29 protein-coding genes and 1 tRNA gene are annotated in these 18,857 nt (G+C 64.9%); 4 read left to right on the forward strand and 26 right to left on the reverse strand.

The features are described from left to right. Positions 1 to 194: 194 nt before the first annotated feature. The 25 genes from rplO to rpsL form a co-directional block, all read right to left on the reverse strand. Positions 195 to 734 carry a 50S ribosomal protein L15 gene (gene rplO, locus GGQ80_RS16480; protein WP_183986872.1) on the reverse strand — a complete coding sequence of 180 codons (540 nt, stop codon included), beginning with the start codon at positions 732 to 734 and terminating at the stop codon, positions 195 to 197. 92 nt (positions 735 to 826) lie between these two features. Then, positions 827 to 1,006 (reverse strand): 50S ribosomal protein L30, encoded by a 180-nt coding sequence (rpmD, locus tag GGQ80_RS16485; RefSeq protein WP_183986874.1) that lies wholly within the window; start codon positions 1,004 to 1,006, stop codon positions 827 to 829. Between the two features lie 6 nt (positions 1,007 to 1,012). Next, positions 1,013 to 1,798, reverse strand: coding sequence for a 30S ribosomal protein S5 (rpsE, locus tag GGQ80_RS16490; protein ID WP_246347155.1), 786 nt, complete (start codon positions 1,796 to 1,798; stop codon positions 1,013 to 1,015). Positions 1,799 to 1,802: 4 nt separating this feature from the next. Continuing rightward, positions 1,803 to 2,153, reverse strand: coding sequence for a 50S ribosomal protein L18 (rplR, locus tag GGQ80_RS16495; RefSeq protein ID WP_183986876.1), 351 nt, complete (start codon positions 2,151 to 2,153; stop codon positions 1,803 to 1,805). Then, positions 2,153 to 2,686 (reverse strand): 50S ribosomal protein L6, encoded by a 534-nt coding sequence (gene rplF / locus GGQ80_RS16500; protein WP_183986879.1) that lies wholly within the window; start codon positions 2,684 to 2,686, stop codon positions 2,153 to 2,155. Before rplF ends, rplR begins: the two co-directional genes overlap by 1 nt. Continuing rightward, positions 2,686 to 3,081 carry a 30S ribosomal protein S8 gene (gene rpsH, locus GGQ80_RS16505; protein ID WP_183986881.1) on the reverse strand — a complete coding sequence of 132 codons (396 nt, stop codon included), beginning with the start codon at positions 3,079 to 3,081 and terminating at the stop codon, positions 2,686 to 2,688. Before rpsH ends, rplF begins: the two co-directional genes overlap by 1 nt. Before the next feature lie 10 nt (positions 3,082 to 3,091). Continuing rightward, on the reverse strand, positions 3,092 to 3,397 hold the full coding sequence (gene rpsN, locus GGQ80_RS16510; RefSeq protein WP_183986883.1) for a 30S ribosomal protein S14: 306 nt from the start codon (positions 3,395 to 3,397) through the stop codon (positions 3,092 to 3,094). 18 nt (positions 3,398 to 3,415) lie between these two features. Continuing rightward, on the reverse strand, positions 3,416 to 4,000 hold the full coding sequence (gene rplE, locus GGQ80_RS16515) for a 50S ribosomal protein L5 (RefSeq protein WP_183986885.1): 585 nt from the start codon (positions 3,998 to 4,000) through the stop codon (positions 3,416 to 3,418). Then, positions 3,993 to 4,310 carry a 50S ribosomal protein L24 gene (rplX, locus tag GGQ80_RS16520; protein ID WP_183986887.1) on the reverse strand — a complete coding sequence of 106 codons (318 nt, stop codon included), beginning with the start codon at positions 4,308 to 4,310 and terminating at the stop codon, positions 3,993 to 3,995. The genes rplE and rplX overlap by 8 nt, the downstream gene beginning before the upstream one ends. Beyond that, positions 4,310 to 4,678: a 50S ribosomal protein L14 gene (gene rplN, locus GGQ80_RS16525; RefSeq protein WP_183986889.1), complete on the reverse strand. Its 369-nt coding sequence runs from the start codon at positions 4,676 to 4,678 to the stop codon at positions 4,310 to 4,312. The genes rplX and rplN overlap by 1 nt, the downstream gene beginning before the upstream one ends. Before the next feature lie 69 nt (positions 4,679 to 4,747). Beyond that, positions 4,748 to 5,035, reverse strand: coding sequence for a 30S ribosomal protein S17 (gene rpsQ, locus GGQ80_RS16530; protein WP_183986891.1), 288 nt, complete (start codon positions 5,033 to 5,035; stop codon positions 4,748 to 4,750). 11 nt (positions 5,036 to 5,046) lie between these two features. Beyond that, on the reverse strand, positions 5,047 to 5,253 hold the full coding sequence (gene rpmC / locus GGQ80_RS16535; RefSeq protein WP_183986893.1) for a 50S ribosomal protein L29: 207 nt from the start codon (positions 5,251 to 5,253) through the stop codon (positions 5,047 to 5,049). A gap of 1 nt (position 5,254) precedes the next feature. Next, the gene (gene rplP, locus GGQ80_RS16540; protein ID WP_183986894.1) at positions 5,255 to 5,689 is read right to left on the reverse strand and encodes a 50S ribosomal protein L16; all 435 of its coding nucleotides are present in this window, start codon (positions 5,687 to 5,689) and stop codon (positions 5,255 to 5,257) included. A 12-nt stretch (positions 5,690 to 5,701) separates the two neighbouring features. Next, on the reverse strand, positions 5,702 to 6,409 hold the full coding sequence (gene rpsC, locus GGQ80_RS16545; protein WP_183986896.1) for a 30S ribosomal protein S3: 708 nt from the start codon (positions 6,407 to 6,409) through the stop codon (positions 5,702 to 5,704). Then, entirely contained in the window at positions 6,409 to 6,786 is a 378-nt protein-coding gene (gene rplV, locus GGQ80_RS16550) for a 50S ribosomal protein L22 (protein ID WP_183986898.1), read from the reverse strand. Before rplV ends, rpsC begins: the two co-directional genes overlap by 1 nt. Further along, positions 6,786 to 7,061 carry a 30S ribosomal protein S19 gene (gene rpsS, locus GGQ80_RS16555; protein WP_183986900.1) on the reverse strand — a complete coding sequence of 92 codons (276 nt, stop codon included), beginning with the start codon at positions 7,059 to 7,061 and terminating at the stop codon, positions 6,786 to 6,788. Before rpsS ends, rplV begins: the two co-directional genes overlap by 1 nt. Next, a complete protein-coding gene (gene rplB, locus GGQ80_RS16560) occupies positions 7,061 to 7,894 on the reverse strand; it encodes a 50S ribosomal protein L2 (protein WP_183986902.1) in 834 nt (277 codons plus the stop codon). Before rplB ends, rpsS begins: the two co-directional genes overlap by 1 nt. Position 7,895: 1 nt before the next feature. Continuing rightward, positions 7,896 to 8,213: a 50S ribosomal protein L23 gene (locus tag GGQ80_RS16565; protein WP_183986904.1), complete on the reverse strand. Its 318-nt coding sequence runs from the start codon at positions 8,211 to 8,213 to the stop codon at positions 7,896 to 7,898. After that, a complete protein-coding gene (gene rplD / locus GGQ80_RS16570; protein WP_183986906.1) occupies positions 8,206 to 8,820 on the reverse strand; it encodes a 50S ribosomal protein L4 in 615 nt (204 codons plus the stop codon). Before rplD ends, GGQ80_RS16565 begins: the two co-directional genes overlap by 8 nt. Further along, positions 8,821 to 9,546 (reverse strand): 50S ribosomal protein L3, encoded by a 726-nt coding sequence (rplC, locus tag GGQ80_RS16575; RefSeq protein ID WP_183986908.1) that lies wholly within the window; start codon positions 9,544 to 9,546, stop codon positions 8,821 to 8,823. It lies immediately after the preceding gene. Positions 9,547 to 9,827: 281 nt separating this feature from the next. Continuing rightward, on the reverse strand, positions 9,828 to 10,136 hold the full coding sequence (rpsJ, locus tag GGQ80_RS16580; RefSeq protein WP_007406109.1) for a 30S ribosomal protein S10: 309 nt from the start codon (positions 10,134 to 10,136) through the stop codon (positions 9,828 to 9,830). A gap of 285 nt (positions 10,137 to 10,421) precedes the next feature. Continuing rightward, complete coding sequence (gene tuf / locus GGQ80_RS16585) at positions 10,422 to 11,618, reverse strand: elongation factor Tu (RefSeq protein WP_183986909.1); 1,197 nt, start codon at positions 11,616 to 11,618, stop codon at positions 10,422 to 10,424. 160 nt (positions 11,619 to 11,778) lie between these two features. Then, the gene (gene fusA / locus GGQ80_RS16590; protein ID WP_183986911.1) at positions 11,779 to 13,872 is read right to left on the reverse strand and encodes an elongation factor G; all 2,094 of its coding nucleotides are present in this window, start codon (positions 13,870 to 13,872) and stop codon (positions 11,779 to 11,781) included. Positions 13,873 to 13,956: 84 nt separating this feature from the next. Further along, positions 13,957 to 14,427 (reverse strand): 30S ribosomal protein S7, encoded by a 471-nt coding sequence (gene rpsG, locus GGQ80_RS16595; RefSeq protein ID WP_183986913.1) that lies wholly within the window; start codon positions 14,425 to 14,427, stop codon positions 13,957 to 13,959. A gap of 48 nt (positions 14,428 to 14,475) precedes the next feature. Continuing rightward, on the reverse strand, positions 14,476 to 14,847 hold the full coding sequence (rpsL, locus tag GGQ80_RS16600) for a 30S ribosomal protein S12 (RefSeq protein WP_029936467.1): 372 nt from the start codon (positions 14,845 to 14,847) through the stop codon (positions 14,476 to 14,478). 247 nt (positions 14,848 to 15,094) lie between these two features. Here rpsL and GGQ80_RS16605 point away from each other — a divergent pair. From GGQ80_RS16605 to nusG, 4 genes are all read left to right on the forward strand, one after another. Beyond that, positions 15,095 to 15,169 (forward strand) — tRNA-Trp (locus GGQ80_RS16605). Between the two features lie 54 nt (positions 15,170 to 15,223). Further along, the gene (locus GGQ80_RS16610; RefSeq protein ID WP_183986915.1) at positions 15,224 to 16,426 is read left to right on the forward strand and encodes a glycosyltransferase family 4 protein; all 1,203 of its coding nucleotides are present in this window, start codon (positions 15,224 to 15,226) and stop codon (positions 16,424 to 16,426) included. 167 nt (positions 16,427 to 16,593) lie between these two features. Further along, positions 16,594 to 16,791, forward strand: a complete 198-nt coding sequence (gene secE, locus GGQ80_RS16615) for a preprotein translocase subunit SecE (RefSeq protein ID WP_183986917.1) — start codon at positions 16,594 to 16,596, stop codon at positions 16,789 to 16,791. Between the two features lie 23 nt (positions 16,792 to 16,814). Next, complete coding sequence (nusG, locus tag GGQ80_RS16620) at positions 16,815 to 17,351, forward strand: transcription termination/antitermination protein NusG (RefSeq protein ID WP_183986919.1); 537 nt, start codon at positions 16,815 to 16,817, stop codon at positions 17,349 to 17,351. A gap of 571 nt (positions 17,352 to 17,922) precedes the next feature. Here the strand turns inward: nusG and GGQ80_RS16625 are convergent. Beyond that, entirely contained in the window at positions 17,923 to 18,639 is a 717-nt protein-coding gene (locus GGQ80_RS16625) for a PEPxxWA-CTERM sorting domain-containing protein (RefSeq protein WP_183986921.1), read from the reverse strand. Positions 18,640 to 18,857: the final 218 nt, after the last annotated feature.

An 18,857-nucleotide genomic window follows, 5' to 3' on the forward strand; every position in this document is an offset into this window, starting at 1 on the left:
TATAGGCGCGCTGGGCGCCTTGTCTAATGCCGCGGAATACCAAAGCCGTTCGTGGTGAAGAGGGACTGAGCAAAGGCGAAGGCCCATCTCGAACCACCCTGTCCTTCGAGACGCCGCTTCGACGTCGCTTAGCGGCTCCTCAGGACGAACGGAGAAGAGGGAGAAACGACAACCGCTCCTCCCTCTCGAAACGTTCAGGCCTTGAACGACGCCTTGTGCGCCTGGCGCTCCTTGTACTTAACGCCCTTCTTGGCGGCAGCCTTCTCGGCGGCAGGAACCACCTCGATCACGTTGACCGAACCGCCGGCCTTCTCGACCGCCTCGATCGCGCCCTTCGACGCGCCGGCAACGGTGAAGCTCAGCTTCGCGGTCAGCTCGCCCTTGCCGAGCAGGCGGACGCCGTCCTTGCCGCCACGCGCCAGGCCAGCGGCCTTCAGCGCGGCGTGATCGAGATCCGTGCCCGTCAGCTTGCCCGCGTCGACCGCCTTCTGGATCGCGCCCAGGTTCACCTCGGCATAATCCTTGGCGAAGATGTTGTTGAAGCCGCGCTTCGGCAGACGCATGTGGAGCGGCATCTGGCCGCCCTCGAAGCCGGCGATGGACACGCCCTCGCGGCTCTTCTGACCCTTGACGCCGCGGCCGCCGGTCTTGCCCTTGCCCGAGCCGATGCCGCGTCCGACGCGGATCTTAGACTTGCGGGCACCCTGGTTGTCGCGGAGTTCGTTGAGCTTCATGATATGCACTCGCTTTCGCTTTTGTCGCGCTGGTGGAAAAAGGAAGGGGCCCGTTAGCCCCCTTCCCCGTATTTGTCACTAGGAAGGAAGGCTTAGCCCTCCTGCACCTCGACCATGTGCTGCACCTTGCGGATCATGCCGCGGACCTCGGGAGTGTCCTCGAGCTCCGAGACGCGGTGCATCTTGTTCAGGCCCAGGCCGACGAGGGTCGCGCGCTGGTCCTTGGTGCGGCGGATCGGCGAACCGGTCTGCTTGATCTTGATCGTCGCCATGGTCGCTTACTCCGTGATCGCGGCCGCATCCGCCTCGGCGGTCTGCGAACCACCGCGGCCGAGCAGGTCGGCGATCTTCTTGCCGCGCCGCTGGGCGACCGACTTCGGCGAAGTCTGGCTGCTCAGCGCCTCGAAGGTGGCGCGGATCATGTTGTAGGGGTTCGACGTGCCGACCGACTTGGTCACGACGTCGTGGACGCCAAGCGATTCGAAGATCGCACGCATCGGACCGCCGGCGATGATGCCGGTGCCCTGCGGCGCCGAGCGCACCGTCACGCGACCGGCCCCGAAGTGGCCGTTGCCGTCGTGGTGGAGCGTGCGGCCCTCGCGCAGCGGCACGCGGATCATGGCCTTCTTGGCCGCCGCGGTCGCCTTGCTGATCGCCTCGGGAACCTCGCGAGCCTTGCCGTGACCGAAGCCGACGCGGCCCTTGCCGTCGCCCACGACGACCAGCGCCGCGAAGCCGAAGCGCTTGCCGCCCTTCACCGTCTTCGAGACGCGGTTGATGTGGACGAGCTTCTCGATCAGCTCCTCGCCCTGGTCCTCGGCACCGCGACGATCGTCGCGACGACCGCCACGGTTGCCGTCGCGGCCACCGCGGTTGCCACCGCCCGGACCGCCCCGACCACGGCCACCGCCGCCACCCGGACCGCCACGACCGCGACCACCGCCGCCCTGGCCCTGATAACCGCCACCGGCATCGTTGCCGGTGTTAGCGCCGGCGTCACCGGCGGGAGCCTCAACCGCGGCGGGAGCGCCGGGCTGCGACTGGATATCGTTGGTATCGGCCATATTCTTAGAACTCCAAACCGGCTTCACGAGCCGCCTCGGCCAGCGCCTTGACGCGGCCATGGAACAGGAAGCCGCCACGGTCGAACACCACCTGGGTGACGCCCGCCGCCTTCGCCGCCTCGGCGACGCGCTTGCCGACCTCGGCCGCCGCAGCGGCGTTCGAGGTCGCACCGTCGTGGCCCGACAGCGTCGAGGCCGACGCGATCGTGCGGCCCTGAACGTCGTCGATCACCTGGGCATAGATGTGCTTGCCCGAGCGATGAATCGACAGCCGCGGACGGGTGCCGGCACGCGCCTTCAGCGCGGTGCGATTGCGGCGGCGCCGCTTCGCGAACAGAGAAAGACCCTTGGTCATTACTTCTTCTTCCCTTCCTTGCGGAAGATGAACTCGCCGTCGTACTTGATGCCCTTGCCCTTGTACGGCTCGGGCTTGCGCCAGCGACGGATCTCGGCGGCCAGCTGGCCGACCTTCTGCTTGTCCGCACCGCTGATCTCTACGGTGGTCGCATCCGGCGTCTTCACCTCGATGCCTTCCGGCACGTCGATGTTGACGTCGTGGCTGTAGCCGAGCTGCAGCTTCAGGTTACGACCCTGCGCCGCGGCGCGATAGCCGACGCCGGTGATGAGCAGCTTCTTCGTGAAGCCCTCGGTCACGCCGGTCACCAGGTTCTGCACCAGCGTGCGCTGCATGCCCCAGAACGCGCGAGCGCGCTTGGTGTCGTTGCCCGGGGTCACGGCGATGCCGTCGGCCTGGACGTCGTAGCGGATGTCGTCGGCAAGCTTGAGCGTCAGCGTGCCCTTAGGGCCCTTCACGCTCATCACGCCGCCGTCGATAGAGGCGGTCACGCCGGCCGGAACCGGCACCGGCTTCTTACCAATGCGGCTCATCAGAACACCTCCGCGAGCACTTCGCCGCCGACGTTCTGCTCGCGCGCTTCCGCGTCGGACAGAACACCCTTCGGCGTCGAGACGATGGTGATGCCCAGGCCGTTCATCACCCGCGGCAGCTCCTGGCTGCCCGAGTAGATGCGGCGACCCGGCTTCGAGACGCGCGCGACATGCTTGATCGCGGGCTGGCCCTCGAAATACTTCAGCTCGATACGGACACCCTTGATGGGGCCCATCTCTTCTTCGCTATAGCCACGGATGTAGCCTTCGCGCTGGAGCACGTCGAGAACGCGAACGCGCAGCTTCGACGCCGGCGACAGCACGCTGTCCTTCCGGGCGCGCTGGCCGTTGCGGATGCGGGTGAGCAGGTCACCCAGGGGATCGGTCACTGCCATTTCGCTATCCTTACCAGCTCGACTTCGTGACGCCCGGGATCAGGCCCTTGTTGGCCAGATCGCGCAGCTGCACGCGGCAGAGGCGGAACTTGCGGTAATAGGCGCGCGGACGGCCAGTCAGCTCGCAGCGGTTGCGGATCCGGGTCGGATTCGCGTTGCGCGGCAGTTCAGCCATCTTCAGGCGCGCGATGAGGCGCTCGCCCTCGTCGAGCGCGGTGTCGTTCGCCGTCGCCTTCAGCTTGGCATACTTGCCGGCATACTGCTTGACGAGCTTCTTGCGCCGCTCGTTCTTGTTGATGGAACTCAGTTTCGCCATGGACTTAAGCTCTCTCGATTACGCGGCCTGACGCTGGTCGTCAGCGTCCTGGTCCTGCGGGAACGGGAAGCCGAACAGACGAAGCAGCTCGCGCGCTTCCTCGTCGGTCTTCGCCGAAGTGGTGACGATCACGTCCATGCCGCGCACCTTGTCGATGCGGTCATAGTTGATCTCCGGGAACACGATCTGCTCCTTCAGACCGCAGGCATAGTTGCCACGGCCGTCGAAGGACTTCGGGTTCAGGCCGCGGAAGTCGCGGACGCGGGGCAGCGCGATGGTGATGAAGCGGTCGAGGAACTCGTACATGCGCTCGCGACGCAGCGTCACCTTGACGCCGATCGGCATGCCCTCGCGCAGCTTGAACTGCGCGATCGACTTCTTCGCCTTGGTGATGACCGGCTTCTGACCGGCGATCAGCTCCATCTCGGTCGCGGCCTGCTCGACGCGCTTCTTGTCCTGGGTCGCCTCACCGACGCCCATGTTGAGCACGATCTTCTCGATCCGCGGGATTTCCATCGCGTTCTTGTAGCCGAACTTGTCGGTCATCGCCTTGACGATCGTGTCGTCGTACAGCGACTTCATGCGGGGCTTGTAATCAGCCATCGATCGTCTCCCCGGACTTGACGGCCACACGGACCTTCTTGCCGTCCTTCACCTCGAAGCGGACGCGCGTCGGCTTGCCATCCGCGGTCACGTGAGCGACCTTCGAGATGTGCAGCGGCGCTTCCTGACGCTTCAGGCCACCCTGCGGGTCGGCCTGGGTCGGCTTGACGTGGCGGGTCGCGACGTTGACGCCCTCGACCACGACCTTGCCGTCCTTCGGCATCGACTGGGCGACCGTACCGGTCTTGCCCTTGTCCTTGCCCGACAGGACGATGACACGATCGCCCTTCTTGATCTTTGCAGCGGACATTACAGAACCTCCGGCGCCAGGCTGATGACCTTCATGTGGCCCTTGGCGCGCAGCTCGCGAACCACCGGCCCGAAGATACGGGTGCCGATCGGCTCCTCGTTCTTGTTGACCAGCACCGCGGCGTTGCCGTCGAAGCGGATGGTCGAACCGTCCGGACGATGGATGTCCTTGGCGGTACGAACGATCACCGCGCGGTGAACGTCGCCCTTCTTCACGCGGCCGCGCGGCTGCGCTTCCTTGATGCTGACGACGATGATGTCGCCGACCGATGCCGTGCGACGCTTCGAGCCGCCCAGCACCTTGATGCACTGCACCCGCTTCGCGCCGCTGTTGTCAGCGACGTCGAGATTGGACTGCATCTGGATCATCGATCCGATTCCTTCCTGTTATGGGGTGGATACCGACCCAGCCCCGCCTTCATTCGAGAACCGCGGGGCTTACGCCGCCGCTGCGCCCTCGTCGATGTCGACCCGCTCCGGCGTCGCGTGGGTGTTCACCCGCTCGATCACCTTCCAGGTCTTCAGCTTAGAGATGGGCGCGATCTCTTCGATGCGCACCGTCTCGCCGGCCTTGTACTCATTCGCCTCGTCATGGGCGTGGTACTTCTTCGAGCGACGAATGATCTTGCCGTAGAGCGGGTGCTTGACCTTGCGCTCCACGTTCACGACCACCGTCTTGTCGCCCTTGTCGGACACGATCAGTCCGGTCAGCACGCGCTTCGGCATGATACGTATCCTTACTTCGCGGTCGCGGCGCTGGTGCGCTGCGCCTGCAGGGTCTTAATGCGGGCGATGTCGCGACGGACCTCGCGCACGCGGCTCGGCTTCTCGAGCTGGTTCGTCGCCGCCTGAAAGCGCAGGTTGAACTGCTCGCGCTTCAGGTTGCCCAGGCTCTCGGAGAGCTGGTCGTCGCTCTGGCCGTTGTAATCGATCTTATTCGCCATCTCACTCGCCTCCCAGGTGCGAGGTGTCGCCGAGGCGAGCCACGACCTTGGTCTTGATCGGCAGCTTCATCGCCGCGCGGCTGAACGCTTCAGCCGCCAGCGCGCCGTCGACGCCGTCCAGTTCGAACAGGATTCGGCCGGGCTTGACGCGGGCCGCCCAGAACTCCGGCGAACCCTTGCCCGAGCCCATGCGGACCTCGGCAGGCTTCGACGAGACCGGAACGTCCGGGAAGATGCGGATCCACAAACGCCCCTGGCGCTTGATGTGACGCGTGATCGCGCGGCGGGCCGCCTCGATCTGGCGTGCGGTGATACGCTCGGGCTCCATGGCCTTGAGGCCATAGGCGCCGAAGTTCAGCGCGGTGCCGCCCTTGGCGTCGCCGTGGATACGGCCCTTGAACGCCTTGCGGAACTTGGTGCGCTTTGGTTGCAGCACGTCTCTTACTCCTTAGCGGCGGTCATCGCGCGCAGGGCGCACGCCGGAGGTCTGGGCCTCCATCATCAGCCGATCGGTCGCCAACGGGTCGTGACCCAGGATCTCACCCTTGAAGATCCAGACCTTCACGCCGCACACGCCATAGGCGGTGTGGGCCTGGGCCTCGGCATAGTCCATGTTCGCACGCAGCGTATGCAGCGGAACGCGGCCTTCGCGATAGCTTTCCGAACGCGCGATCTCGGCGCCGCCGAGACGGCCGCCGCAAGCGACGCGGATGCCGTCGGCACCCAGGCGCATCGCCGACTGGACGGCACGCTTCATGGCGCGACGGAACGCGATGCGGCGCTCCAGCTGATCGGCGATGCCCTGGGCGACGAGCTTGGCGTCGACTTCGGGCTTGCGGATCTCGACGATGTTCAGCGACACGTCCGAGCTGGTCATCGCGCCCAGCGTCTTGCGCAGCTTCTCGATGTCCGACCCCTTCTTGCCGATGATGACACCGGGACGGGCCGCGAAGATCGAGATGCGGCACAGCTTGGCCGGACGCTCGATCACCACCTTCGAGATCGCGGCCTGCGGCAGCGTCTTCATGACATACTGGCGGATCTTCAGATCCTCCAGCAGCAGCCGACCATAGTCGGCACCGTCGGCGTACCAGCGGCTGTCCCAGGTGCGGTTGATCTGCAGGCGCAGACCGATGGGATTGCTCTTGTGACCCATTACGCTTCTTCCTGCTCGCGCACGACGATGCGCAGACGGCTGAACGGCTTCAGGATGCGGGTGGACTTGCCACGGCCGCGGGTTGCGAAGCGCTTCATGGTGATCGACTTGCCGACCGACGCCTCCGACACGACGAGGGCGTCGACGTCGAGGTTGTGGTTGTTCTCGGCATTGGCGATGGCCGAAGCCAGCACCTTGCGCGCGTCGACCGCCATGCCCTTCTTCGAGAAGGCCAGGATGCTCATCGCGTCGCCGACCTTGCGGCCGCGGATCAGGCCCGCGACCAGGTTCAGCTTCTGCGCCGAACCACGGATCTGCGTGCCGACGGCCAGCGCTTCCTTGTCGCCGACCTTGCGGGGGGATGCAGGCTTGCTCATCAGCGCTTGCCCTTCTTGTCCGCGGCGTGACCCGGGAAGTAGCGCGTCGGCGCAAACTCACCCAGCTTCATGCCGACCATTTCCTCGTTGACCGACACCGGCACGAACTTGCGGCCGTTGTAGACGGTGAACGTCAGTCCGACGAACTGCGGCAGGATCGTCGAGCGACGCGACCAGGTCTTGATCGGCGCGCGGCTGTTGGTATCCTGCGCGGTTTCTGCCTTCTTGAGAAGGCTCAGCTCGACGAACGGGCCCTTCCAGACGGAGCGCGCCATTACTTCTTCCTCGCGTGACGGCTACGGATGATCATCTTGTCCGTCGCCTTGTTGTGGCGGGTGCGCGCACCCTTGGTCGGCTTGCCCCACGGCGTGACCGGATGACGGCCGCCCGAGGTCCGGCCTTCACCACCGCCATGCGGGTGGTCGACCGGGTTCTTCGCGACACCGCGGGTCAGCGGGCGCTTGCCGAGCCAGCGATTGCGGCCGGCCTTGCCGAGGTTCTGGTTCTGGTTGTCGGGGTTTGACACCGCACCCACCGTCGCCATGCAGTCGGCACGGATGTAGCGCTGCTCGCCCGAGTTCAGGCGAACGATCACCATCCCGCGGTCACGACCGACGACCTGCACGTAGGTGCCGGCCGAACGGGCGATCTGACCGCCCTTGCCCGGCTTCATCTCCACGTTGTGGACGATGGTGCCGACGGGGACCTGGCCGATCTCCATCGCGTTGCCCGGCTTGGTGTCGGTGCGCTTCGCCGCGATCACCTTGTCGCCGACAGCGAGACGCTGCGGCGCGATGATGTAGGCCTGCTCGCCGTCGCCGTACGACACCAGCGCGATGAACGCGGTGCGGTTCGGGTCATACTCGAGCCGCTCGACAGTGCCTTCGGTATCCCACTTGCGACGCTTGAAGTCGACGATGCGATACTTCTGCTTGTGGCCGCCCGCGATGCCGCGGCTGGTCACATGGCCCTTGTTGTTACGGCCACCGGTCTTCGACTTGCCCTCGGTCAACGCCTTGACGGGCTTGCCCTTCCAGAGCTGCGACTTGTCGACGAGAATCAGCGCGCGGCGCGCCGGGCTCGTCGGATTATATTGCTTGAGTGCCATCTTACTTGGCCCCCTCGGTGATATCGATCGACTGGCCCTCGGCCAGCGTCACGATCGCCTTCTTCAGGTCCGAACGCTGATAGGGAGCACCCTTCCAGCGCTTGGTCTTGCCCTTCTGGACGAGCGTATTGACGCTCACGACCTTCGTGTCGAAGATCGCTTCCACCGCCGCCTTGATCTGCGGCTTGGACGCGTCACGCGAAACCTGAAACACGACGGCGTTCTGCTCGGAGAGCATGGTCGCCTTCTCGGTGATGTGCGGCGCGACGATCACGTCATAATGACGGTTGTCGACGGCCTTATGCTGCTGCTTAGCCATTGAAGCGCGCCTCCAGCTTCTCGACGGCGGCGCGGGTCAGCACCAGCGTGTCAGCCTTGATGATGTCGTAGACGTTGGCACCGACGGCGGGGAGCAGGTTGACGCCCGGCAGGTTGCGACCCGCCAGGAAACCCTCGGCCGCCTCACCATCGATCACCAGCGTGCGCTTGCCGCAGCCCAGCGTCTCGAAGTGCCCCTTCAGTTCCTTGGTCTTGACGACCGAGAAACCGTCGAGGACGATGAGCGAGCCGCCCTTGGCGTGGCTCGACAGCGCCATCTTCAGGCCCAGCGCACGAACCTTCTTGTTCAGCGACGGGTTGAAGTCGCGGACGCGGGCACCGTGAGCCTTACCACCGCCGATGAAGACGGGAGCGCGACGATCGCCGTGACGAGCGACGCCGCCGCCCTTCTGGCGACCAAGCTTCTTGCCCGACCGGGCGACATCGGCACGCTCACGCGTGCCGCGCGCCGTGGCACGGCGCTTCTCGAGCTGCCAGGTCACCACGCGGTGCAGGATGTCGGCACGCGGATCGAGGCCGAAGACCTCGTCCGAGAGCTCGATATCCGCCGCGGCGGCGCCGGCGAAGGATTGAACCTTGACCTGCACTTAAGCCTCCTGGGCGTCCGTCGCCGAAGGCTCGGCGGTGTTGGTATTGGCGGCCTGCTTCAGGCCGGCGGGCTTGGGCGCATCGGCGTGGGCCGACAGCTTGACCGAGTCCTTCACGAACAGCCAGCCACCCTTCGATCCGGGCACCGAGCCCTTGACGAAGATCAGGCCACGCTCGGCGTCGGTGCCGACGATCTCGAGGTTCTGCTGCGTGCGGTTCTTGTCGCCCATGTGGCCGGCCATCTTCTTGTTCTTGAAGACGCGGCCCGGATCCTGACGGTTACCCGTCGAACCGTGCGAACGGTGGCTGACCGAGACGCCGTGCGTCGCGCGCAGACCGCCGAAGTTCCAGCGCTTCATGGCGCCGGCGAAGCCCTTACCCTGGGTACGACCCTGGATATCGACATACTGGCCAGCGACGAAGTGATCGGCCGACAGCTCGGCGCCGACGTCGAGGAGGTTGTCCTCGCTGACGCGGAACTCGTGGACGATCGCCTTGGGCTCCACTTCGGCCTTGCCGAAATGGCCGCGCTGCGGCTTGGCGACATTCTTAGCCTTGGCGACACCGGCGCCAAGCTGGACGGCAGTGTAGCCGTCACGTTCCATCTCGCGGCGGGAAACGACCTGAAGCGCCTCGATCTGCAGGACGGTGACCGGCACGTGGCGGCCGTCATCCTGGAACAGGCGGGTCATCCCCATCTTCTTCGCGATCACGCCAGTACGCATGATCTTGGCTCCTTGACAGAGGCACCGGCGGGCCCATCCCGACGGTGCTTGTGACCCCTTTCGAAAAAGGGATCGGTCAGCCCGGATATGCGAAGCGTGCCCCCGTCCCGGGCTGGTTACCTCCGAAGAGGCATGACGGGAGACGCTGCCCGGAAGAGCTAGCCTTCCGGCGGTATCTCTAATCTGTCAGGCGCCCCACCTGGCGGGGCCCTCACCTTCCTGCTTCGATCCGGAAACAGGAATAACCCGCGGGACTCACGTCGACCGCGGGATGCAGGCCATTACGCCAGCTTGATCTCGACGTCAACGCCCGCGGCGAGGTCGAGCTTCATCAGCGCGTCGACCGTCTGCGGGGTCGGCTGCACGATGTCGAGCATGCGCTTGTAGGTGCGCACCTCGAACTGCTCGCGGCTCTTCTTGTCGATGTGCGGGCCGCGGTTGACGGTGAACTTCTCGATGCGCGTGGGCAGCGGGATCGGCCCACGGATGAGGGCGCCGGTGCGTCGGGCGGTGTCGGCGATGTCGCCGGTCGCCTGGTCGAGCACGCGATGGTCGAATGCCTTGAGGCGGATGCGGATGTTGCTGTCCATTGTTCCTACCGATGCGTTGCACGCCTCCGGCCGTCACCCCGCCCGCTTTACCGGCGGGGGCTCGTGCCGCAGGCAGCATGCCGGCGGGATGAGATCCAGGCGCCCTCCCCCTTGTTGTCGAGGTGCGCACCGGATGACGGAGAAAGAGCGTTGTTCTCAAATCTCGAAGGGGGGCCGCATAGCGGTGCCCTCATAAAAAGGCAACCGCCCACCGCACATATTGTGCGGCGGGCGGGAACCTTTTTTCGAACCGTGACGTGGGGGCGAGCCCCCGCGTCGCGTGTCTTACTTGTCGATGCCGCTGACGACGCCGGCGCCGACGGTACGACCGCCCTCGCGGATCGTGAAGCGCTGGCCGACGTCCATGGCGATCGGCGCGATCAGCTTGATGCCGAGAGCGACGTTGTCGCCAGGCATCACCATCTCGGTGCCCTCGGGCAGCTCGACGGTGCCGGTCACGTCCGTGGTGCGGAAGTAGAACTGCGGACGATAGTTACCGAAGAACGGCGTGTGACGGCCACCCTCTTCCTTCGACAGCACGTACACTTCCGACTTAAAGTCGGTGTGCGGCTTGATCGAGCCCGGCTTGCAGAGCACCTGGCCGCGCTCGACCTCGTCGCGGGCGACGCCGCGGATCAGCGCGCCGACGTTGTCGCCGGCCTGGCCCTGGTCGAGCAGCTTGCGGAACATCTCGACGCCGGTGACGGTGGTCTTGCGGACCTCCGGGTGGATGCCGACGATCTCGACTTCCTCACCGACCTTGACCACGCCGGTCTCGACGCGGCCCGTGACGACCGTACCGCGACCCGAGATCGAGAACACGTCCTCGATCGGCATCATGAACGGCTTGTCGAGCGGACGATCCGGCTGCGGAATGTAGTCGTCGACCGCCTGCATCAGCTCGAGGACGGCGTCCTGGCCCAGCTTCTGGTTCGAACCCGACAGCGCGCAGGTCGCCGAGCCCTTGATGATCGGAATATCGTCGCCCGGGAACTCGTACGACGACAGCAGCTCGCGAACCTCGAGCTCGACGAGCTCCAGGATCTCTTCGTCGTCGACCAGGTCGACCTTGTTCATGAACACGACCATCGCCGGCACGCCGACCTGACGGGCGAGCAGGATGTGCTCGCGGGTCTGCGGCATCGGGCCGTCGGTCGCCGACACGACCAGGATCGCGCCGTCCATCTGGGCGGCACCGGTGATCATGTTCTTGACGTAGTCGGCGTGACCCGGGCAGTCGACGTGCGCATAGTGGCGCGACGCCGTCTCATACTCGACGTGCGCGGTCGAGATGGTGATGCCGCGCTCACGCTCTTCCGGCGCCTTGTCGATGTTCGCGAAATCGACGGCGGCGTTGCCGGCCACGTTCTCTGCAAGCACCTTGGTGATCGCCGCGGTCAGCGAGGTCTTGCCATGGTCGACGTGACCGATGGTGCCGATGTTGAGGTGCGGCTTGGTCCGCTCAAACTTAGCCTTGGCCATTGTTTCCCTACCTTCTTGGATTCGTCTTCGCGAACGGAGCCGCGCCAGAACGCGGCCCCATAGCGAGTGATTTCATTCAACGCTACCCCCGAGGGGGTCGACACGAGCCTTAAACCCGTGCCGTCGAAGCCCGGCACCCGGCGAACCGGATGCCGTGCGATTACGCGAGCTTCGCCTTCACCTCGTCGGCGACGTTCTGCGGCACTTCATCATAGTGCGAGAACTGCATCGAATAGCTGGCGCGTCCCTGGGTGAACGAGCGCAGCGAATTGACGTAGCCGAACATGTTGGCGAGCGGCACCATCGCGGTCACCGCCTGCGCGTTGCCGCGCGTGTCGGTGCCCTGGATCTGCCCACGGCGGCTGTTCATGTCGCCGATGACGTCGCCCAGATAGTCCTCCGGGGTGACGACCTCAACCTTCATGACCGGCTCGAGCAGCGTGATGCCGGCCTTCTGGGCCGCTTCACGCATCGCACCGCGCGCGGTGATCTCGAACGCCAGTGCCGACGAGTCGACGTCGTGGTAGGCGCCGTCGTACAGGACGATGTCGAAGTCGATGATCGGGAACCCGACCAGCGAACCCGTGGCCGCCGTCTCGCGGAAGCCCTTCTCGATCGCGGGGATATATTCCTTGGGAATATTACCGCCCTTGATCTCGTCCTTGAAGACGATGCCCGCACCGCGCTCGCCCGGCGTCAGCTTCACCTTGACGCGGCCGAACTGGCCAGTGCCGCCCGACTGCTTCTTGTGGGTGTAGTCGACGTCGACCGGCTTCTTGAGGTACTCGCGATACGCCACCTGCGGCGCACCGACGTTCGCCTCGACCTTGAACTCGCGCTTCATGCGATCGACGAGGATCTCGAGGTGGAGCTCGCCCATCCCCTTGATGATCGTCTGGCCCGATTCGTGATCGGTCGACACGCGGAACGAGGGATCCTCGGCGGCCAGGCGGTTGAGGGCGACGCCCATCTTCTCCTGGTCGGCCTTGGTCTTCGGCTCCACCGACAGCTCGATTACCGGCTCCGGGAATTCCATGCGCTCGAGGATGATCGGGTTCGCCGGATCGCAGAGCGTGTCGCCCGTCGTCGTCTCCTTGAGGCCCGCCAGCGCGACGATGTCGCCCGCGCGCGCCTCTTCGATGTCCTCACGCGAGTTCGCGTGCATGAGGAGCATGCGGCCGATCTTTTCCTTCTTGTCCTTCACCGAGTTCAGGTAGCTGCCCTTGGTCAGGACGCCCGAATAGATGCGCGCGAAGGTGAGCGAGCCGACGAACGGATCGTTCATGATCTTGAACGCGAGCGCTGAGAACGGCGCCTCGTCCGACGACGGACGCTCGTCCGGCGTCTCGCCGTCGAGCTTCACGCCCTTGATCGCCGGCACGTCGAGCGGCGACGGCAGATAGTCGACCACCGCGTCGAGCAGCGGCTGGACGCCCTTGTTCTTGAACGCCGAACCGCAGACGACCGGCACGAACGACATGTTCAGCGTGCCCTTGCGGATCAGCGCCTTCAGCGTCTTCGAATCGGGCTCGTTGCCCTCGAGATACGCCTCCATGGCGTCGTCGTCCTGCTCGACGGCGAGCTCGATCAGGTCGTTGCGATACTTCGCCGCCTTCTCCGCCATATCGTCGGGGATCGGCTGATATTCGAACTTCGCGCCCAGGCTCTCCTCGAGCCAGATGATCGCGCGGTTCTCGACCAGGTCGACGAGACCCTTGAAGCCGCCCTCGATGCCGATCGGGAGATACAGCACCGCCGGCTTCGCGCCGAGGCGATCGATGATCGACTGGACGCAGAAGTAGAAGTCGGCACCGGTGCGGTCGAGCTTGTTGACGAAGCACATCCGCGGCACGCCGTACTTGTCGGCCTGGCGCCACACCGTCTCCGACTGCGGCTCGACGCCGGCAACGCCGTCGAAGCACGCGACCGCGCCATCGAGCACGCGCAGCGAACGCTCGACCTCGATGGTGAAGTCGACGTGGCCGGGGGTGTCGATGATATTGATGAGGTGCTCGGGACCCTTGCCCTCTTCGGCCTTCCACTTACAGGTGGTGGCAGCCGACGTGATCGTGATCCCGCGCTCCTGCTCCTGCTCCATCCAGTCCATCGTCGCGGTGCCCTCGTGGACCTCGCCGATCTTGTAGGACTTGCCGGTGTAGTAAAGGATGCGCTCGGTCGTCGTCGTCTTGCCGGCGTCGATGTGCGCCATGATGCCGATGTTGCGATAGAGCTCGAGCGGATGGCTGCGGGCCATGATCGTGGTTTCCTTAGCGATGTGGGGAGCAGGCTGTCCGCCGGCTCCCCACGATATAGGTCAAAGTCTTGGGGTATCCAAGCCTTACCAGCGGTAGTGGCTGAACGCGCGGTTCGCTTCGGCCATGCGGTGCGTATCCTCGCGCTTCTTCACCGCGTTGCCGCGGTTGTTCGACGCGTCGAGCAGCTCACCCGACAGGCGGGCGGCCATGGTGTTCTCCGACCGGGCACGCGCCGCCGAGATCAGCCAGCGGATCGCCAGCGCCTGGGCACGCTCCGGACGGACCTCGACCGGCACCTGATAGGTCGCACCGCCCACGCGGCGGCTGCGGACCTCGATGCCCGGCTTGATGTTGTTGAGCGCCTCGTGGAACACGCCCAGCGGGTCCTTCTTGGCGCGGCTCTCGACGGTCTCGAGCGCGCCATAGACGATCAGCTCCGCGACGGACTTCTTGCCGTCCAGCATGACCGAATTCATGAACTTCGACAGAACCTCATCCCCGAACTTGGGATCAGGCAGGATGACCCGCTTTTCGGGACGACGACGACGTGCCATTTCAAATTCCTTCTAAACTTCAGCCTTGGTGACGAACGGGTCGTCGGCTTACTTCGGACGCTTAGCGCCGTACTTGGAACGCGACTGACGCCGGTCCTTGACACCCTGCGTGTCGAGCACGCCGCGCAGCACGTGATAGCGCACACCCGGAAGGTCGCGCACACGGCCGCCGCGGATCAGCACCACCGAGTGCTCCTGCAGGTTGTGGCCTTCGCCCGGGATGTAGCTGATGACTTCGCGCTGGTTGGTCAGGCGGACCTTGGCCACCTTGCGCAGCGCCGAGTTCGGCTTCTTCGGGGTCGTGGTGTACACGCGGGTGCAGACGCCGCGCTTCTGCGGGTTCTGCTCCATTGCAGGGACCTTGCTCTTGGCCTTCTGCGGTTCGCGGCCCTTGCGGACCAGCTGGTTGATCGTCGGCATGAAGCCTTCACCTCGTAAATGGGTTACTTTGCTGGAGCCATCACAGCACTTCGGAATACAAAAAGGGACGGATGGCGGTCGCAACCGCCCCGGCCCCGGTCTTTTGCATCCAGCAATGTTCAAGCTTGCCCGTCAGGGAATCTCCCCTTCGGACGCGGCGGGCCTATACCGATCGGGGCCCCCGCGGTCAACTTCCGCGCTTTTACCGCTTGCCGCCTCGGTCATGAAATCCTATCGGGGCCGCAGTAGGAGTGTAGCTCAGTGGTAGAGCATCGGTCTCCAAAACCGAGGGCCGTGGGTTCGAATCCCTCCACTCCTGCCATCCCCACCATGCGCGTTAACCGGGTGATGTCGCCCGGATGATAGGGCCGGTGCCATGAAACTGGCCTATCTGCTCAACACCTATCCGCTGACCAGCACCACCTTCATCCGCCGCGAGATCGAGGCGATCGAGGCGGCGGGACAGCCGGTGCATCGCTTCGCCAGCCGGCGCTGGGACCAAGAGCTGGTCGACCCCGACGATCGCGCCGACCAGGCGCGCACCGAATATCTGCTGTCGGGCAACGTCCCCGTGCTCGCCTGGGGTGCGATCACCGAGCCCTTCGTCAATCCCGTCGGCCTCGCCCGCGCTTTGCCGCACTGGTGGCATATGTACCGCGCGGAAGGGCGCGGCTTCGTCCGCCACGTCAATTATCTCCTCCAGGCGATCCGGATGCGCCGCCGCGCGAAGGCGCTGGGGATCGAGCATATCCACGCGCATTTCTCGACCAACGCCACCACCGTCGCGGTGCTGACCAGGGCGCTGGGCGGCCCCACCTATAGCTTCACCGTCCACGGACCCGACGAGCTGGTCGAGCCTAAGCGCAACGCGATGGCCCACAAGGTCGCGCACGCGGGCTTCGTCGCCGCGATCACCGACTATTGCCGCGGCCGCATCGTCGCCGAGGCACCCGACCAGGCGACCCGCGTCCGCATCGTGCCGTGCGGGCTCAACCTGCCCGACTTCGTCCCCTCCCCGCCCCCGCCCGGCCCGCTGCGCCACATCGTGTGCGTCGGCCGGCTGTGCGCCAACAAGGCGCAGGTGCTGATTCCCGAGGCGCTGGCCCGAGTCGCCGCGCGCCATCCCGGCGTCACCATCGACCTGGTCGGCGACGGCGAGGACCGGGCCGCGATCGAGGAGGCCGCGCGCCGCCACGGCGTTGCCGCCAACATCCGCCTGCTCGGCTGGGCGAGCGCGCCGGAGGTTCGCCGCCACATCGCGGACGCCGGCGCGCTGCTGCTGCCGAGCCTGGCGGAAGGGCTGCCGATCGTCATCATGGAGGCGCTGGCGCTCGAGCGGCCGGTGCTGACGACGATCATCGCCGGCATTCCTGAGCTGGTCGACGACGGCTGCGGGTGGATCTTCCCCTCCGGCTCGGTCGATGCGCTGGCCGAGGCGCTCGACGATGCCCTCGCCTCGCCGCCGGCGCGCCGCGCGGCGATGGGGGCCGAGGGACGCCGCCGAGTCGAGGCGCGGCACGACGTCCACAAGTCGGCGGCGCTGCTGATCGCGGGCTTTCGCGAGGTGGCGGGCCGCTGACGTCCGCAGTCAATCCATCCCCGCCCCTTGCGCCATCGCCCGCGCAGGTCTAAATCCCCGCCGATCCGACAAGCGTACACGGGCCCCGCGCCGTTTCCCCTTCGGAAACGGCGAGAGAAACCATGTCGCGAAGCGGCCGCATTCACAACGGGTATCGGAACATCCACGTGGCCAAGACGACCCCCATGGAATTCATCAACCAGGTCCGCACCGAGACGAAGAAGATCGTCTGGCCGACGTGGAAGGAAACGTGGATGACGGGGCTGATGGTCGTCATCATGACCACGATCCTGGCGGTGTTCTTCTTCGCGGTCGACAGCTTCTTCCACACCATCGTGCAGCAGCTGCTGAAGCTGGCGCAGTAACCACATAGACGGAAAGGCCGCACATGGCGCGCTGGTACATCATTCACGCCTATTCGGGTTTCGAGGGCAAGGTCCGCGACCAGATCATGGCCGACGCGACCCGGCTGGGACTCGACCGGCTGGTCGAGCAGATCGAGGTTCCAACCGAGACGATCACCGAGGCGCGCCGCGGCAAGAAGGTGGCGGTCGAGCGCAAGTTCATGCCCGGCTACGTCCTCGCCAAGCTCGAGATGAACGATGACGTCTATCACCTCGTCAAGAACACGCCGAAGGTGACGGGCTTCCTGGGGTCGATGGGCAAGCCCCAGGCGATCAGCGAGGCCGAGGCCGCGCGGATGCTGAATTCGAAGGAAGAGGCCGCCGCCGCGCCGAAGCAGAAGGTCAAGGTCGACTACGAGATCGGCGATGCGGTCAAGGTGCTGGAAGGCCCGTTCGCGAGCTTCAACGGCGTCGTCGAGGCGCTGGACTTCGACAAGTCGAAGGTGTCGGTGTCGGTGTCGATCTTCGGCCGCGCGACCCCGGTCGAACTGAACTTCGAACAGGTCGAGCGCAGCAAGTGACGCACGCGGCTAGCGCCAGCTAGCCCGCGAGACGGCACGTGCTCGGCCGACGGGTCGGCCCTGGCCGAACCCGATCGACGTCAGGCCGCGGGATTCACTCCCGCGGCCTTTTTCGTGCGTGTCGTTGATTCACGCGAAGACGCGAAGAAGGGCGGTTCGCGCGGAGGCGCGGAGGCGCGGAGGCGGAGGCGCGGAGACGCGGAGACGCGGAGACGCGGAGGCTATTGCGAAGGCTGCCCGGTAGGCCAACCATCGCTATTCTTGACCCGCGCGGCATTTGAATGAGCGTCCGGTTTTGGGAGCCGAGCCGGCGCGTTCTGCTGTCTCATTGTGGTCGAGGCTGTGTGAAAACGTAAAACGCGACGCGTGACAAGCAACAAAGATTCAAAGTTGTACGCCTCTTGATTCTGTTTTGACACGCGGTTCTCAACTGTGTTTCGGTTGTTGCTCGTTTCGGATGCGACGAGACGTTTTCACACAGCCTCGGTGGAAAACGGACTTAGAAAAACGGACGTAGAAAAGCCGCCAGCCTTGCAACTGACGGCTTTCCGCAATCAGCTAACCAAGGAGGTTAAGCGAGCGACACCTTCACGCTGCGACGACGGTAGCGCGCTGCAACGGCAACCATGCCAAAGCCGACCAGCATCATCGCCCACGTGGTGGGCTCAGGGACTGCCGGAGTATTGCCATCTACGAGAAGGGTCGCACTGCTCGAGTATGATGATCCACCAGTCGAATTGAAGGAGATAGTCAGTGTTGATCCGGTGGCACTCACGCCGCGACTGGTATTGAGCAGCGAGCCGAACACATTGATCGAGCCCGACGTTGTCACGCCAGGAGTGCTCGCAAACGTGCGCGTCTGAACGGAGGTGCCAGAAAAATAATAGAAGCCGCCTTGACCGTCACCGAAAACAAAAAGGTTGTCTAAGGTCTGCGTTATGATGGTACCAACCGTCTGTGAAAAGTTGATGAGTCCGTCTAGCGTACCAGTGCGGCCCTGTGCAGAAGCGAGATCGTCAGTTGCCCCAACCTGAAAAGTGGTGCCGTTCATTGCACTATAGGTCGCGGGATTGGTACCAAGACTAATGACTGGCGAGAACAAGAATGCCGAATTAACTCTGCCACTAGTAACAGTAGTGACAGCGGTGGCTGGAGCGGCAATCAGAGCCGACGAAGCTACCAACGCGGCAAAACCCAATTTCAGCATAAATTCCCCGTTTATTCGACGGCCGGTTTGGCTCGGCAATTTGGTAAGCCATCTCGCTGGCCATGTCGCCTGAAACTGCATGGACGATCCGCGCTGTGCCGCATTGGGACATCACGTGCGGAAACGTGGGACCAGAGAAAAGCGCGGAGTGAGCGCCGGATAAGCTCGCAGACAATTTCTGCCTTTGGGGCAATAGCGGAACGACCGTGTGTGGACGCCCCGTCGGATACAAGGGGGTGTTCGGAAGATTGGATCGCGCAGGTTCAGGTGCTTCCGTGTGTCCGGCCTGTTGATGCAGC

The sequence above is a fragment of the Sphingomonas jinjuensis genome, assembly GCF_014197105.1.
Lineage (GTDB): Bacteria > Pseudomonadota > Alphaproteobacteria > Sphingomonadales > Sphingomonadaceae > Sphingomonas > Sphingomonas jinjuensis.

What these genes read in the sequence shown, in the direction of transcription:
- rpmD (WP_183986874.1), bottom strand. Translation starts at nt 1,006, where the DNA reads ATGGCGACGATCAAGATCAAGCAGACCGGTTCGCCGATCCGCCGCACC.
- nusG (WP_183986919.1), top strand. Translation starts at nt 16,815, where the DNA reads ATGGCGCGCTGGTACATCATTCACGCCTATTCGGGTTTCGAGGGCAAG.
- rpsH (WP_183986881.1), bottom strand. Translation starts at nt 3,081, where the DNA reads ATGGCAGTGACCGATCCCCTGGGTGACCTGCTCACCCGCATCCGCAAC.
- rplF (WP_183986879.1), bottom strand. Translation starts at nt 2,686, where the DNA reads ATGAGCCGCATTGGTAAGAAGCCGGTGCCGGTTCCGGCCGGCGTGACC.
- tuf (WP_183986909.1), bottom strand. Translation starts at nt 11,618, where the DNA reads ATGGCCAAGGCTAAGTTTGAGCGGACCAAGCCGCACCTCAACATCGGC.
- rplN (WP_183986889.1), bottom strand. Translation starts at nt 4,678, where the DNA reads ATGATCCAGATGCAGTCCAATCTCGACGTCGCTGACAACAGCGGCGCG.
- GGQ80_RS16610 (WP_183986915.1), top strand. Translation starts at nt 15,224, where the DNA reads ATGAAACTGGCCTATCTGCTCAACACCTATCCGCTGACCAGCACCACC.
- GGQ80_RS16565 (WP_183986904.1), bottom strand. Translation starts at nt 8,213, where the DNA reads ATGGCTAAGCAGCAGCATAAGGCCGTCGACAACCGTCATTATGACGTG.
- rplE (WP_183986885.1), bottom strand. Translation starts at nt 4,000, where the DNA reads ATGGCTGATTACAAGCCCCGCATGAAGTCGCTGTACGACGACACGATC.
- rpmC (WP_183986893.1), bottom strand. Translation starts at nt 5,253, where the DNA reads ATGGCGAATAAGATCGATTACAACGGCCAGAGCGACGACCAGCTCTCC.
- GGQ80_RS16625 (WP_183986921.1), bottom strand. Translation starts at nt 18,639, where the DNA reads ATGCAGTTTCAGGCGACATGGCCAGCGAGATGGCTTACCAAATTGCCG.
- rplO (WP_183986872.1), bottom strand. Translation starts at nt 734, where the DNA reads ATGAAGCTCAACGAACTCCGCGACAACCAGGGTGCCCGCAAGTCTAAG.
- rpsC (WP_183986896.1), bottom strand. Translation starts at nt 6,409, where the DNA reads ATGGGTCACAAGAGCAATCCCATCGGTCTGCGCCTGCAGATCAACCGC.
- rplV (WP_183986898.1), bottom strand. Translation starts at nt 6,786, where the DNA reads ATGAGCAAGCCTGCATCCCCCCGCAAGGTCGGCGACAAGGAAGCGCTG.
- rplC (WP_183986908.1), bottom strand. Translation starts at nt 9,546, where the DNA reads ATGCGTACTGGCGTGATCGCGAAGAAGATGGGGATGACCCGCCTGTTC.
- rpsJ (WP_007406109.1), bottom strand. Translation starts at nt 10,136, where the DNA reads ATGGACAGCAACATCCGCATCCGCCTCAAGGCATTCGACCATCGCGTG.
- rpsG (WP_183986913.1), bottom strand. Translation starts at nt 14,427, where the DNA reads ATGGCACGTCGTCGTCGTCCCGAAAAGCGGGTCATCCTGCCTGATCCC.
- rpsQ (WP_183986891.1), bottom strand. Translation starts at nt 5,035, where the DNA reads ATGCCGAAGCGCGTGCTGACCGGACTGATCGTGTCCGACAAGGGCGAC.
- rplB (WP_183986902.1), bottom strand. Translation starts at nt 7,894, where the DNA reads ATGGCACTCAAGCAATATAATCCGACGAGCCCGGCGCGCCGCGCGCTG.
- rpsS (WP_183986900.1), bottom strand. Translation starts at nt 7,061, where the DNA reads ATGGCGCGCTCCGTCTGGAAGGGCCCGTTCGTCGAGCTGAGCCTTCTC.
- rpsE (WP_246347155.1), bottom strand. Translation starts at nt 1,798, where the DNA reads ATGGCCGATACCAACGATATCCAGTCGCAGCCCGGCGCTCCCGCCGCG.
- rpsL (WP_029936467.1), bottom strand. Translation starts at nt 14,847, where the DNA reads ATGCCGACGATCAACCAGCTGGTCCGCAAGGGCCGCGAACCGCAGAAG.
- rplX (WP_183986887.1), bottom strand. Translation starts at nt 4,310, where the DNA reads ATGTCCGCTGCAAAGATCAAGAAGGGCGATCGTGTCATCGTCCTGTCG.
- fusA (WP_183986911.1), bottom strand. Translation starts at nt 13,872, where the DNA reads ATGGCCCGCAGCCATCCGCTCGAGCTCTATCGCAACATCGGCATCATG.
- rpsN (WP_183986883.1), bottom strand. Translation starts at nt 3,397, where the DNA reads ATGGCGAAACTGAGTTCCATCAACAAGAACGAGCGGCGCAAGAAGCTC.
- rplR (WP_183986876.1), bottom strand. Translation starts at nt 2,153, where the DNA reads ATGACCAAGGGTCTTTCTCTGTTCGCGAAGCGGCGCCGCCGCAATCGC.